Origin of the sequence: Salinibacter altiplanensis, assembly GCF_002894645.1 — a bacterium.
In the GTDB taxonomy this organism is placed as follows: Bacteria; Bacteroidota; Rhodothermia; order Rhodothermales; family Salinibacteraceae; genus Salinibacter; species Salinibacter altiplanensis.
In genome coordinates this window covers 467,921-481,405 of record NZ_NCQY01000002.1, presented here as the reverse complement: position 1 = coordinate 481,405, position 13,485 = coordinate 467,921, and the positions used below count along the sequence as shown (strand labels likewise).

Below are 13,485 nucleotides of genomic sequence, written 5' to 3'. Positions count from 1 at the left end.
TTAGCCGTACCTAGCCGGTCAACTGGTCCAAAAATTCGGGCACATATCCCGTTCGCAGCACGCTCCCCGTTGGACGAGGACCCCTACAGGTTAATTTAGCTTCCACCTCATGTTGCCTCTTAGGAGGCATTGAGAAGGTTAGGTATGGAAATAGGGTATGCCTTCGCAGGAGTGACGGGGCGTCGTAATTGCTCCTACTGGGCATCCGGACAATCATGCTCCCGAGCGGACCCGACAGGTCAACTTCCACCTTCATCGGACACTCCCCGTACACATTTCTCCAGAGCGCCTGAGCGCTTGAGAATCCCATCATGTCGCCGAACCGCGCAATTCCGCTGTACAAGAGTTCCTCAGGCTGAAGCTCCGGAAAAATAGCTGGCATGGGTCACGAGTGTCAGATCAAAGAAAAAAGCCCTGGGGCGGTGAGCCACCAGGGCTTGCTGGGCGTACTACCCAAGGTCTAGCAAATGGGAGCATGGGCCGGTCAGCCGAAGAGCACGCTGACGGTCTCCAATTCAGGGAAATCGCCTAACATACTGTGGCAGTTCTGCACCTTCGACCTCAGTTGTAGACTTTAGTTCCCAGTTGTGGACTTTATTTTGGAGTTGTAGACTTTATCTGGCAGTTGTGGACTTTATTGTCTGCCCACACGAGGACGCACTCGCCGGCCCCGCTCACTCCACCGTCACGCTCTTTGCGAGGTTGCGGGGCTGATCGACGTGGCACCCTCGCAGCACCGCGATGTGGTACGACAAAAGCTGAAGCGGAATCACGGTGAGGAGTGGTGAGAGAAACTCCTTGGTCTGCGGAATCTCCACGACCGCCTCGCAGAGGCGCTCGAGCTCCGCGTCCTTGTCGTCGGTGATGGCAATGACCGAGCCCTCGCGGGCCGCCACCTCCTCGATGTTGGAGAGCACCTTGTCGTAGGTGCTGTCTTTCATCGCCATGCAGACCACCGGCATGGAGCGGTCGATGAGGGCAATCGGCCCATGCTTCATCTCGGCCGCCGGGTAGCCCTCCGCGTGGATGTAGGAAATTTCCTTGAGCTTGAGGGCCCCCTCCAGCGCCACCGGGAAGTTGTAGCCGCGGCCCAGGTACAGGAAGTTCGACGCGTAGCGGTAGGTGTGGGCCATCGACTGCAGGGCCCCGTTGCTTGCCTCCAAGACGCGGCGCACCTTGTCGGGCACCCCCGCGAGGGCACGAATGTTGTCGGCCAGCTCTGCCTTCGACAGCGTGCGTCCCTCCGACAGCTTGAGGGCGATCATCGAGAGCACCGTCACCTGTGCGGTAAAGGCCTTCGTGGACGCGACCCCAATCTCGGGCCCGGCGTGCAGGTACACCCCCGCGTCCGTCTCCCGCGCGATGGTCGATCCCACGACGTTGCAAATGCCGAAGCAGGGAATGTCTTTGCTGTGGGCCTCGCGGACCGCCGCGAGGGTGTCGGCCGTCTCGCCACTCTGTGAGATGACGAGCACCACGTCCCCCTCTCGCAGCACAGGATCGCGGTACCGAAACTCACTCGCGTACTCGACCTCCACGGGGACGCGGGACGCCGATTCGATGAGGTACTCGCCCACGAGGCCGGCGTGCCAGGAGGTCCCACAGGCCGCGATGACGATGCGGTCGGCCTCCCGCAGCTGGTCCCAGTGACCGTGAAGCCCCCCCAGATGAATCTGGTTGTTCTCGGGCCGCACCCGGCCCCGCATGGCATCCTCCAGGGCGTCGGGCTGCTCCATGATCTCCTTTAGCATAAAGTGGTCGTACCCCCCCTTCTCAATCTCGCCGAGCGACCATTCCAGCTCGTGGATTTCCTTTTTTAGCGGCTCATTGTCGATGGTCGTCACGTCGTACCCGGAGGGACGCAGGGTGGCCATTTCTCCGTCCTCCAGGTAGACGACCTGTCGGGTATGCTCCACGAGTGGGGCGGCGTCGGACCCCACGAAGTACTCGCCGTCCCCGACGCCCAGGATGAGAGGACTGCCGTTGCGGGCCGCGATGAGAAGGTCCGGCTCTTCTCGCGACACGACGGCGATTCCGTACGCCCCGACCACCTGAGTGAGCGCCTGCCGCACCGCCTCCGAAAGGGAAAGCGTTGTGGCCCGCTTCACCTCCTCGATTAGCTTCACGAGCACTTCCGTGTCGGTCTCGCTCTCAAAAGCGTAGCCCTTCTCTTCGAGTCGTTCCTTGATGACCCCGTGGTTTTCGATGATGCCGTTGTGCACCAGGGCAAAGGCGCCGTCGGAACTGACGTGGGGATGTGCATTGACGTCATTGGGAGCCCCGTGGGTCGCCCACCGGGTATGCCCAATGCCAATCGTTCCGGCCATGGACGCCCCGTCAAGGCTGTTTCGAAGGCCGTCCACCTTCCCCTGCTGCTTTTGAACGTGAAGCCCCGCATCGTCAACCGTTGCGAGGCCGGCCGAGTCGTACCCTCGATATTCGAGGCGCTTGAGGCCTGTGAGCAGGAGCTCTTCCGCTTCTTGGCTACCGATGTATCCGACAATTCCGCACATGGACGTCCAGTTGGATTGATGTGACAACCGAGATGAAACGCAAGTGCCTCCCGAGCAGCGGGTTCCTCCTTCCAGGCTCGCGGCGATGGGGGATGGATCTCCGCAAACAATCTCCCCGGAGGCCGAAGTCTGGCCAAGTGGACACGTGAAAGCCCCTTGGCGATGCGTCATTCCAGGTGGAGCGGCGCGGGGAGGCGCTGGAAGCGCGATGACTGAGTGCTCTTGGAATGAATCTCTTCGGAGATCAGCAGAAGCGCTCCTCAAGCCGGCATCCTCCCTGAGAGTCCCAGGGGATCCCCCTACGAACCCTTCGGCGTGTTCTTCCCTCTAGTTGCCGGTCCCCCAGAATGACGTTCAACAATGTATTTCTGCGTGTGTCTTCAGTACCGTTCCAGCGAAAATTTCTCGCCCAAATACCGCTTGCGCACCTCGGGATCGGCCGCAAGCTCTTCCGCGGTGCCGTGCTTTAGGATGTGCCCTTCGTATAGTAAATACGCACGGTCCGTGATTGCAAGGGTCTCGTGCACATTGTGGTCTGTAATCAGCACCCCGATGCCGCGCTCTTGAAGTCCCGCGACAATGCCCTGAATGTCTTCGACGGCAATCGGATCGACGCCCGCAAACGGCTCGTCGAGCAGAAAGAACCGTGGGCGGGTCGACAGGGCCCGCGCAATCTCGGTGCGACGGCGCTCGCCCCCGGACAGTTCATAGCCCTTCGAGTCTCGCACCCGTTCCAGGCCGAACTCTTGAATAAGCGACTCCACCCGGGCTGTGCGGTCCTCTTTGCTCATCGACTGGAATTCGAGGACCGCGTGCAGGTTCTCCTCCACCGTCAGCTCCCGAAAAACCGAGGTTTCCTGTGCCAGGTAGCCCACCCCGCGCCGTGCCCGCTTGTACATCGGAAGGCGCGTGATGTCGTCCTCTTCTAGGTGAATGGTGCCCTCATTCGGACGAATCATGCCCACGATCATGTGGAAGGTCGTCGTCTTGCCGGCGCCATTCGGCCCCAGGAGCCCCACAATCTCCCCCTGATGTACCTCAAGGCTCACGTCGTCGACGACGGCCCGCTTGTCGTACCGCTTCGTGAGGTGGCGGGCCGCAAGCGTCGCCGGCTCCCCGGAGACATCCCGATTCGGGAAAGACCCGTTGGAGAGCGGAGCGTTCATGAGTCGGGCGTGGACGATGTGGTAAGGGTGTCGGTCGGCGGTGTCACACGCGGGGAAGGCCCCAGGAAGTCCAGTGGCGCGTCCAGCCGGGGAAGCATTGGCGGGAACGCCTCGGGAAACTGTTGGGCCGGCATCGGCCCAGCGGTGGAGTCGGCCCGGCCTTTCGGGTCTTTTGGAGGGCCGAGGCGGAGGAACGGATCCGCCACAGGGCGGTCGGGCTCGGGCTGTCCTCGCCCGAGCCGTTGGCGCACCCGTTCATCTCGCAGGAGCTCATTTTGGGTCGGCCGCCGATTTGGGGTCCATTGAAAGCCCTCTAGTTCAAAAGGGTCCGGAATATTTTCTTTCGTCCGGTAGTAGGTGGTCTGTGTCCCCCCAATGACGCTCACACGCTCAACGCTCTCGTTCACGAAGCGTAGCTCGATGCGGTCTCCGGAGGTTCGGGCGGCCCCGTTTAGGGAATCACGTTCGGTGGCGAGGAACCGGATGGCCCGGGCATTGGGACGGGCCCGAATGCGGCGGAGGGTGCCGTCCCCAAAGAATGCGGTAATGGTCTCGGCCTTAAGCTGCTGAATTCGATCCAGAACGGAATCGCGCCGGGCCGCAAACCCGGAGCCGCGGACGAAAACCGTATCGGGGCTCCGGTCCCGGGCCCGCACTCGAATCGAATCGCCCCATGCCTGGCTGCCTTCAAACCACGTGACGGGAGATCGAAACAGGCGGGTTTCTTCGATCGGCAGCGAGCTCTCGGCCCGCGCCGTCGGGGTCGCCCACTTCCGCGGCGCCCTTCCCGAATCGCTACGAGGGGGATGCAGAACCGCAGAACGTGAGTGGTCGGAAGGATCTGCCGTATCGGATGGGACCGAGGTGTCGGGCACGGGGCGGGACCGATCGTTAAGTGAATCGGGCGGGGAGACGGGCCGGTCTCGGGAGGAGGCCGAGGGGACGGCCGTGGAGGCGCTTACCGGACGCGAGTCCGTCTCTCTCTGCGCCGGCAACGAGTCCACCGACGGGCGGAGCGGGTCGATACCCCCCCTCCGGTCGGGGAGGCTGTCGGGGGAAGTGCCCACGACACGGTCGTACACCGCCGAGTCCGCGACGGCGGAAAGGTCGGGCTGCCAGATCCGCACCGAGTCCACCGCTACGAGCCGGCGATGCGTGTTTGTGCGGAAGGACTCCAGCCGACGGGCCTGTACCACGAGCGTGTCGCTCGGGGCGCCCGTCGAATCCATCCGCACCCGCACCAGAAGCGCGTTGCCCTCGACCCGACTGTACCGACGAGCCTCCCGGTTGTCCGCCCGGTCCCCAAACAGGTACGTCCGGGCCGTCGTGTCGGCGTCGGCGTCCCCCCGCCGGTCAATGAAGACGTTCCCGTAGGCAGTGGACCGGTCGCGATCACGGTCGTACGTCAGCGAATCGGCAAGGAGCATGGTCCCGGGCTCGGTGAGGCGTACGCGTCCCCCAAACTCCGCCCGCTCTTCATCGGACCAATACGTGCCGCGTTGGGCCCGCAGGACCCGGTTGCTATCAACGAGCACAACGCTGTCGGGGAAGACTGTGCGTTTTTCCGCGGAGTAGTACCGTGCACTGTCCGCCCAAACGTCCACGTCCCCGTTCGTTAGCCGTACGTTGCCACGGGCGTACCCGACGTCGGTGGCGCGGTCGTACCGCACCGTGTCGGCCCGAAGGGTATCCCCCCGCTCGTACATGACCACGTTGTCGGTGAACAAAAGGTCGCTGCGCGCAAGGTACCGCCGGGCGTAGTCCGACCGAAGCCGCGTGGTGTCCTGCCGGACGAAGACCTCCCCAAACAGGTCCTGCACGCGATTCCCGTCCCGAGAAAATGTGCTCAGCGAGTCCGCCTCGACCAGGGCTCGAGAGCGATCACTTGTATCGGATGCAGAGGGAGCCAGTGTGGGCGGTGGAATCCCTCCCCCCGTCGGCAACGAGTCCATGTCCGCCGGCTCCACACCGGTCGGGGCCGCCCGGGACGTATCGTCCTCGGCCTGTGCCCAGACCTCCGTCCCGCCCCCCATCCAGAGGGCCCCGATCACCGCCAGCGTGAGCACACGCGTGAGGAGGGGCCACATCGGATAGCTGGAGGGGTCCGTCATACAACTAGCGCCGGTAGTTCCCGCACGAGATTCATCGCCCAAAAAAAGCTTGTCCTACACCGAAGGGCCCAAGCCGGAGTTCCCCCAGCGCCAGTTCCACATCGGACCTGTGGATCGTCTCTTCACGTTGGGGACGCACCTTATGACTGTTCATCTTCCCCATCGTCGTCCTCGTTCACATCTACCTCCGCCGAAAAGCGCCCGATCTGGTACGTTTCAAGATCCTCGTCCGCCACGAGCCCGTCCCCCTGGACCACCTCCGAGGGTGTGCGGATGCGCACGAACCGACGGGTGCGGATCGTCCGGTTGGCCTGGTGCCACGTGAGGTGCTCACTTTCAAGCCGTTTGTTGTCTTCAGTCGTCACGACGACGTTCCGGTACGCATCCAGCACACCCTTCTGGTCTTGAAACACCAAACTATCGGCCGTGACGGTGGCTGAGGAATCGCCTCTTTCGTCGAAGAGGTAGACCCGCACGCGCGCTGTGTCCTCCATTGAGCGCCAGACCGAATAGGTGCTGTCGCTGGTCTGATACTGCTCCATCCGACGGGCACGAAGAACAGCGCGGGCACGTCCCTGCTCCGACATGCCAAAGTCAGCGTCCCAGCTCACGTGCGTGGGCGTCGGTCCCTGCGCCGAACGCTCGCGGTCGGTTTCTCCCGAGTGCGATCGGTGCTCACAACCTCCACCGAGCAGGCTGCCCCCTCCCACGGCGGCGCAGAGCAGCAGCGCAAACCCCGAATGCCGTCCCCAGTATGGCTCCATCACAACTCCCTGGTTTTCAGTTTGGCTTTTGTGTTGAACAGGAATTCCATTGGCTTCCACGGACGCCGGTCCTCAGCAGGTCCCGACCCAACGCCCGTGTACAAATTCCACGAACAGACTACAACATTTGAGGGACAATGCTGAAGGCTCTTGGAACACCACTTCACAGTCCGACTCCTGTCTTTTACCTTGGCACTGATTTTGCTGACACTTAGTTGCAGGGGGACTCAGACACACCTCCGCTCTCCTTCCCCTCAGAACGGCCTGTCCTACAGCGAGATACGTAAAACATCCTTCGATGAGGAAAACGTCCCTTGTCGCTCTGAACGTAATGCAGAGCCGATCGCCCGAACAAGGAGGAGACACCAGGCGGATGGGCCCCACGTCAACCCCGAGCCGGAGCCCGCACAGGGCTTGGCGCGACGGAAACGGTCGTTTCTGACATGTAGAGCCGGGGCATGATTCTCCCACACAGCACACTGCCTGCCCTGAGACTCTCCCGCAGACCTCACCCAGCGTTCCTGCGGCGCACCTTCTCTTCACCACTCTCCGTCCAGACGACTCGCTTCACCATCATGAGCTTTGACGCTGAGACCGCTTCTTCCGAGACTGTAATCATCCACGTCGGAGAGGCCCTCGACTTCCGGAACGCAGACGACTTTAAAGCAACGTTTCAGGAACACGTCGACGAAGGAGTTCGGCAATTTATTCTCAATTTTTCCGACACAGAGGTGCTCGATTCAACAGGTCTCGGGTCCATCTTTTCTCTGTACCGGGCCATTTCACCGGACGATGGAAAGGTCGCCTTTGCAGACGTATCAGAGCCCGTCCAGGTGGTCGTCCAGCTCACCCGAACGTACAAGGTCTTTCGTCAATTTCCGTCTGTGGAAGCGGCCCGCGAGGCATTTGCGGAATAGTTGATCGCCCGACCTCGGGCTTCTGCATCGACAGTGGCCTGCCTCGTTGGACACCCCCCGGTTCTATGAATCCCTTCACGAAAACGTATACGGACCTCGATTGTGCAATCGACGAGGTGCGTTCGCTTTCTGATGACTGGCCGCCCCCCGCCCAGAACGGCACAGTCGACGACGAGACGCTTCACTGCATGTGTCTCGTGCTCCACGAGTGGATTGCCAACCTCCACCAGCACGCTCACTTCCAGAACAACACCCCGAGGGTCGAAATCCGGCTGACCTGTAACGCCGAGCAGGTGGACTGCTCCGTGTTGGACAACTCAAACGGATTCGACCTTGCCTCCTACCTCCCGACCGACGATGAAGACCCGGAGGCCTTCCCTGAGCGCGGCATGGGACTCCGGATCATCGAAGCATGCACCGACGAGCTCTCGTACTCGCCGACGGAGGACGGCCTTCACCGATTCAAGTTTATCATCCCCTCCGACCACGATCCATGGCTGAACACACTATTTTAGTTGTCGAGGATGACAGCACGGTTCGGGAGCTCCTGAAGTACCGTCTCGGCAAGCACTACGAGGTCTACACGGCCACGAACGGCAAGGAGGCCCTGGATCAAATTGAAGAGACCATCCCCGACCTCATCATTTCGGACATCATGATGCCGAAGATGGACGGCTTCGCGCTGCAGTCGGCCCTCCAAGCCGACAAAAACACGCGCGTCATCCCGTTCATTTTCCTCACGGCCCGGGCCGACGAAGAGGCCCGCCAGCAGGGCGAGCGAAAGGGGGTCGATGACTATATCACCAAGCCCTTCGACATGGAGACCCTGCTCTCCCGGGTGGAACGCCTTCTGGAGCGCATCGACATGTTCCAGAACCAGCTCGACGCAGAAATCGGACGCGACTTTTCCAACCGCCTGCTTCCGGACCACACCCCGGACATCGACGGCTACGAGTTGGACTTCCACAGTGAATCGCGTCAGCAGGGCGGTGGCGATCTCTTCGACTGGACCGAGACGGAGAAGGGCACGTACTTTCTGACGATCGGGGACGTGATGGGCAAGGGCCTTCGGGCCAAATTCTATGCCTTCAGCTTCCTGAGTTACGTGCGGGGCACCCTCCACACCTTGTTGGAGGAGTCGACCTCGCCGGCTGCACTGATGGGGGAGCTAAACGACATGCTGCTCAACGACGACGTGCTCGAGGATACGTTCGCCACGTTCTTGCTTTTTCACTGGGACCCTCACGCCCACACCGTCACGTACGCGAATGCAGGCCACTGTCGGCCCGTTCTCATGACCCCGGACGGGGCCACGGTGCACGAACACAGCGACCTGATTTTGGGCCTGGAGGAGGACATCACATTCTCGGAGGTCTCCCTAGATCTCGACCCGGGTACTGCGCTGTTGTCCTACACCGACGGCCTTACGGAGCAGCACACGCAGGAGGGCGGGATGTTGGGCGAAGACGGCGTGCGAGACCTCGCCGTGGACGCCTACGACGACGCGTCATCGATTCAGGCCCTGTTGGACGGGGTCCTTTCCCAAAGTGCCTCTGACAGTTTTGAGGACGACCTTCTCGTCGTCTGGCTGAAGCGCCTGGCGGAATAGCCGTCCTTCAACGGCCGTGGCGCGGGGGCCACGCTCCTCCCAACCCGGAGGGCCCCGTCAGGCAGCCGTCACCGATGCCTCCCGTTCGACGCCTGTCCGGCGTGCCCGGTACTCCGTCTCCAAGAGGGCGTAGAGGCCCTTGTCCCAGTAGCGTCCGTCTCGGTGCAGGGAGTCCCGCGCCGTCCCCTCTCTCTGAAACCCCATGCCCTCCACCAGGTCCCGCCACGCCGTGTGGTACTCGAACGTCTCTGCGCGGACCCGGTGAAGGTCCATCTGACCGAAGCAGTACGAAAGCAAAATCTCAAACGAGGCGCGCCCGTAGCCTCGCCCCCAGTAGTCCCGATCGCCGATGGTGATGCCGACCTTCGCGTGACGGCTGTGCGGGTTGATGTGCGTCGCGTAGGCCACCCCGATGAGCATTTCTTCTTCGTCAGCGTGAATCTCGAACGTCCGGTTCGATGGGGGCGGCGCTTCACACATGCGTTCAAACCGCTCCTTGAACGCCCCGAAGGACTCTTCCTCGTACGGCACCTCACTGTCGAGGCGGTTCAGCTCCGGGTCATTGTTCCACTGGAAGTGCGTGTGGATGTGCTCCATCCGGAGCGGCGTGAACTTGACACGCTCTCCACACAGCGGCGTCACCTCGGAAACAGAAGGCGAAGGGTTCATTTTGAAAGCGCTTCCAAATTCAGGGAGAAGGCGAAGGGCGGACCATCTGGGCTGAGTGCTGCTGCCTTCTAAGGAAACGGGCAGCCCCCCCGAATGCAACAGGCGTGCCCCTATTCGAGAAAGCACTCCTGATCTTCCGGGCCCCGGGCACCGTTTCTTCTATTCCTCTTGGGCTCGTTGGCGCAGGGCCCGGTGGTCCACCTTCAACCGGTCGTCCACCGCCGCTTCGGGAAGGGCATACATCGCGTCCGGAAGCTTGAACTTGGGCAGGGACGCCGACAGGGCTTGTCGCCAGGCCTCCGGCCGCAGGGAACCACGCGACCGGACGAAGGCCACCGGTCGGTGCCCGTAGGCCTCGTGGGAGACCGCCACGACGACTGCCCGCTCGACGTCGTCGATCTGTTCGAGGGCCGCCTCAATCTCTTCCGGCTGAATGTTCTCCCCCCCGGAGACGAACTGCCGATCAACCCGTCCCTGCACGTGGAGACGCCCCTGCGCGTCGACGTGCCCCACGTCTCCTGTTGGGTACCAGCCGTCCACACGCGGGTCTTCGACGGCATCTCCTTCGATCACCCCCACGCACAGGGAGGGCCCGGCAACCAGAATCTGCCCCCGTTCTCCAATCCGCACCCGACGATGCGGGAGGCGGCGTCCGGCGGTCTGCAGGTCCGCGAGCGGCGCCCCAGGGGGAGTCGTGGTGATCTGTGAGGCCATCTCGGTGGAGCCGTAGCTGGTGTGGAGAGGCCATCCCTGATTGTATCCTCGACGCAGAAGCCCGGACGGAATGGGCCCGCCCCCCACGAGCACAGCGCGCACCCGCCCCGGTGTCCCTTCTTCCTGGGCGTCCAGGAGACGACGAAGCTGGGTCGCCACGAGCGACAGGTGAGACGCCCCGGTCTCGCCCAGCGCCTCCGAAACGGACACGTCTCGTCCCGGCACCGCAACGGCAGCCCCCGCCAGTGCACACCGAACGAGAATGGCCAGCCCCCCCACGTGGTACAGCGGCAGCGAAAGCAGCCATCGGTCTCCGGCGCGAAGGGGCATATTGGCGTTTGCCCCCTTCGCACTGTACAGGTGATTCGCCCACGAGTGGAGGACGGGGGCCGGGCGGCCCGTGCTGCCAGAGGTGAACAGAATGGTGGCCCGACGATGAATCGGGCGCAGCGTCGACGCGGAATCCTCCACCGCCTCCCGCACCACGAGCGACTCGGGAGGTTCGATCTCTTCCACACTGCCTCCCGTCGTCGGTGCGCCACGGTCCCGGGCAATCAGACAGCGCGCCTGGAGCCGTTCCGTGGCACGACGGACCTCCGCGTCCGGGAGGCGAGTACTGATCGGAGCCGCCACCGCCCCCTCGCGCCACAGCGCCCACAGTAGCACTACCAGTGACGGCCCTCGGGGCAGACGAAGAGCCACCCGCGTGCCATCGGTCCATCCCCGCTCCCGCAGTCGCCGTCCGGTTGCCGCAACCGCCGCGTCGAGCTCGGCGTACGCCCACCGCCGGTCGGGCGTCCAGAGCGCCAGGGCGTCGGGGCGGGCCTGGGCCTGACGACGAATTGGACACGGAGCGCGAGGGCCGGCAGCCATGGTGTGCAGATCAAGCAGAAAACCGTTCGATGAGGTCGAGCCGGTCCCATGCAACCTGGGACGTGGAGGGATTCACGACCGAGGCCACGTCTACACGGGGTCCCCCAAGCGGAAGCGGAGGGGCATATACGTCGGCCGCGAGGCGATCGTACGTAGATAGGCCCACGGCCACCTCCGGGCCGGTGGCGGCCAACGCCACGAGCATCTGCAGCCCAACGCCGGACTCGTAGGAAGCACTGAGGACAGGGAGAGCATCCGTTTCTCGGGCCACGGTGCCCCACTCTCGCGTACGCCGCAGGCCTCCCAGGAGCGTCGGCTTGAGGACGACGGCCGTCACGTCCGGCAGGTCTCGAAGAGTCGACGGCGCCGTTTCTCGCGTTGTCTCGTCAAGTGCCACGGGAAGCCCCGTGTCTTCTATCAGTGCTCCGAGGCCCGCCGGATTGGCGAGCGGTTCTTCCACGTAGGCGATGTTCAGGGCATCGATGCCCTCCGAAAATGTTACGGCCTCACGGTACGACCAGGCCCGGTTCGCGTCTACACGAAGGGCAACGGAAGCGTTGAGGGCCCGCCGGATCGCCTGGACGCGGTCAATGTCGGCCTCGACGTCCCCACGCCCGACCTTCACTTTGATGGCCCGGTACCCGTCTTTCTGTCGCCGAACAGCCTGTGCCGGACCATTTGCCGTGGAGCGAGGAAGCAGGGCGTTCAGGGCCACGACTCGTCGCGGTGCCCCCAGCACGTCCGGCCGAGAGGTCTCGCGAACCGCAGCGATCACCTGTACCAGAGCACTCTCCATCGAAAACCGAAAGGATGCCGGCGCATCCGCGCCGAAGGAGAGCCCACCCAGCATCGTATCGAGATCCTCGGGGGCGTCGAAGAGGGAGCGGCCGGTCCAGCGGGGAAGCACAGTACGGGCGTGCTCCTCGACGTCCCCCAGTGCCTCGTCACTAAAGCCCGGCAGCGGCGCCGCGTCGCCCCAGCCCACGGCCCCCTGCCCCGCCACCAGCCGCACGAGCACGCCTCGGCGCCGGGCCACCTGCTCGCCCCCCACCTGCAGGGGCGCAGTGAGCGGAAGCTCGTACCTGTAGAGGGCGCTCTCCGAAATCGTCACGGGCGGGGATGCATTAGAGGTTCCAGCCGACGGCGAACAGAAGGGCCCAAAGCACGAGAAGTCGACCGGTTGCCCCAAGCAATGGGTTCAGTTTTTGCGGGTCTGTCGTGTTGGACAGTCTCCGGACGGACTCAATCGCAAGGGGGAACAGCCCGAGGGGCAGGGCCGCCCACGGATGAGGGGTCGTGCCGAGCACGCCCGTCGCGAGAACCGCCGAGAGCAACAGGGCCGCGGCCATGCAGCCCCCGTACGCAGCGACTCCAAAGCGGCGGCCGAAGCGTACGATGAGCGTCCGTTTCCCCGCCCGACGGTCCTCCGCCACGTCGCGCACGTTGTTCACCAGCAGAATTCCAATCGAGAGCAGCCCAGGCCCGGTCCCAGCCACGAGCACCTCCAGGGGCAGCGACAGTGCCTGCACGTAGTAGGTCCCCCCCACTGCCACCGGGCCGAAGAACGCGAACACAAACCCATCGGCCAGCCCAAGGGCCGCGAGGGAGTACCGACCCGCAGTGTACCAGACCGCCGCCCCAATCGATGCCCCTCCTACCGCAAGGATGGGCCACCCTCCCCGCACGATGAGATAGAGACCCGCCATCACAGCAAGGCCGAAGACCAAAATCGTCGCCCGTCGCATGGTCTCGGGGGACACCAGTCCGGCCTGCGTAACCCGAAGCGGCCCGACTCGATCCTGGGTGTCCGCCCCCTGCACGTAGTCGGCGTAGTCGTTGTGGTAGTTCACCCCAACCTGAATGAGGATCGCCCCCGCGAGGGCCAATACCGCCGAGGGAAGATGGCCCGCGCCCGCCTCGACGGCCATGCCCGTCCCCACGAGCACAGGAGCCACGGCCGCCCCAAGCGTTTTGGGCCGGGCCGCCCACAGCCAGACGCGCGCCCGGCGTACGTCTTGGGCATCCGTCGGATCGTCCATCGGCAACGAGGGGCTCAACGAAAACGGAGGTTCTGTCTGTGACTCTGTGCCTCAACGCTTCTCAGGACACAAACGATCCCGACCTCTGTTGGCGTCGTGGGGTCCTCAGG

General features: G+C 63.5%; 12 protein-coding genes. 3 read left to right on the top strand and 9 right to left on the bottom strand.

Going from position 1 to position 13,485, the window contains the following annotated elements; all coding sequences use genetic code 11:
• Positions 1-10: 10 nt before the first annotated feature.
• From B7R93_RS16265 to lptC, 5 genes are all read right to left on the bottom strand, one after another.
• Entirely contained in the window at positions 11-382 is a 372-nt protein-coding gene (locus B7R93_RS16265) for a TniQ family protein (RefSeq protein WP_157942153.1), read from the bottom strand.
• Positions 383-674: 292 nt separating this feature from the next.
• On the bottom strand, positions 675-2,513 hold the full coding sequence (gene glmS, locus B7R93_RS02170) for a glutamine--fructose-6-phosphate transaminase (isomerizing) (protein WP_103019183.1): 1,839 nt from the start codon (positions 2,511-2,513) through the stop codon (positions 675-677).
• A gap of 380 nt (positions 2,514-2,893) precedes the next feature.
• Complete coding sequence (gene lptB / locus B7R93_RS02165; RefSeq protein ID WP_103019182.1) at positions 2,894-3,679, bottom strand: LPS export ABC transporter ATP-binding protein; 786 nt, start codon at positions 3,677-3,679, stop codon at positions 2,894-2,896.
• Positions 3,676-5,790, bottom strand: a complete 2,115-nt coding sequence (locus B7R93_RS02160) for an OstA-like protein (RefSeq protein WP_103019181.1) — start codon at positions 5,788-5,790, stop codon at positions 3,676-3,678. The genes lptB and B7R93_RS02160 overlap by 4 nt, the downstream gene beginning before the upstream one ends.
• A gap of 140 nt (positions 5,791-5,930) precedes the next feature.
• A complete protein-coding gene (lptC, locus tag B7R93_RS02155; protein WP_103019180.1) occupies positions 5,931-6,554 on the bottom strand; it encodes an LPS export ABC transporter periplasmic protein LptC in 624 nt (207 codons plus the stop codon).
• Positions 6,555-7,129: 575 nt separating this feature from the next.
• On the opposite strand from lptC, the gene B7R93_RS02150 reads away from it, so the two are divergent.
• From B7R93_RS02150 to B7R93_RS02140, 3 genes are all read left to right on the top strand, one after another.
• Complete coding sequence (locus B7R93_RS02150; protein WP_103019179.1) at positions 7,130-7,471, top strand: STAS domain-containing protein; 342 nt, start codon at positions 7,130-7,132, stop codon at positions 7,469-7,471.
• A 65-nt stretch (positions 7,472-7,536) separates the two neighbouring features.
• Entirely contained in the window at positions 7,537-7,986 is a 450-nt protein-coding gene (locus B7R93_RS02145) for an ATP-binding protein (RefSeq protein ID WP_103019178.1), read from the top strand.
• Positions 7,965-9,080, top strand: coding sequence for a SpoIIE family protein phosphatase (locus tag B7R93_RS02140; protein WP_103019177.1), 1,116 nt, complete (start codon positions 7,965-7,967; stop codon positions 9,078-9,080). The genes B7R93_RS02145 and B7R93_RS02140 overlap by 22 nt, the downstream gene beginning before the upstream one ends.
• Positions 9,081-9,137: 57 nt before the next feature.
• On the opposite strand, the gene B7R93_RS02135 is transcribed toward B7R93_RS02140, so the two are convergent.
• The 4 genes from B7R93_RS02135 to B7R93_RS02120 form a co-directional block, all read right to left on the bottom strand.
• Positions 9,138-9,749, bottom strand: coding sequence for a GNAT family N-acetyltransferase (locus tag B7R93_RS02135; protein ID WP_103019176.1), 612 nt, complete (start codon positions 9,747-9,749; stop codon positions 9,138-9,140).
• Between the two features lie 159 nt (positions 9,750-9,908).
• Entirely contained in the window at positions 9,909-11,336 is a 1,428-nt protein-coding gene (menE, locus tag B7R93_RS02130) for an o-succinylbenzoate--CoA ligase (protein WP_103019175.1), read from the bottom strand.
• Between the two features lie 10 nt (positions 11,337-11,346).
• Positions 11,347-12,447, bottom strand: a complete 1,101-nt coding sequence (gene menC, locus B7R93_RS02125) for an o-succinylbenzoate synthase (RefSeq protein WP_103019174.1) — start codon at positions 12,445-12,447, stop codon at positions 11,347-11,349.
• A gap of 13 nt (positions 12,448-12,460) precedes the next feature.
• A complete protein-coding gene (locus B7R93_RS02120) occupies positions 12,461-13,375 on the bottom strand; it encodes a 1,4-dihydroxy-2-naphthoate polyprenyltransferase (protein WP_103019173.1) in 915 nt (304 codons plus the stop codon).
• Between the last annotated feature and the right edge of the window lie 110 nt (positions 13,376-13,485).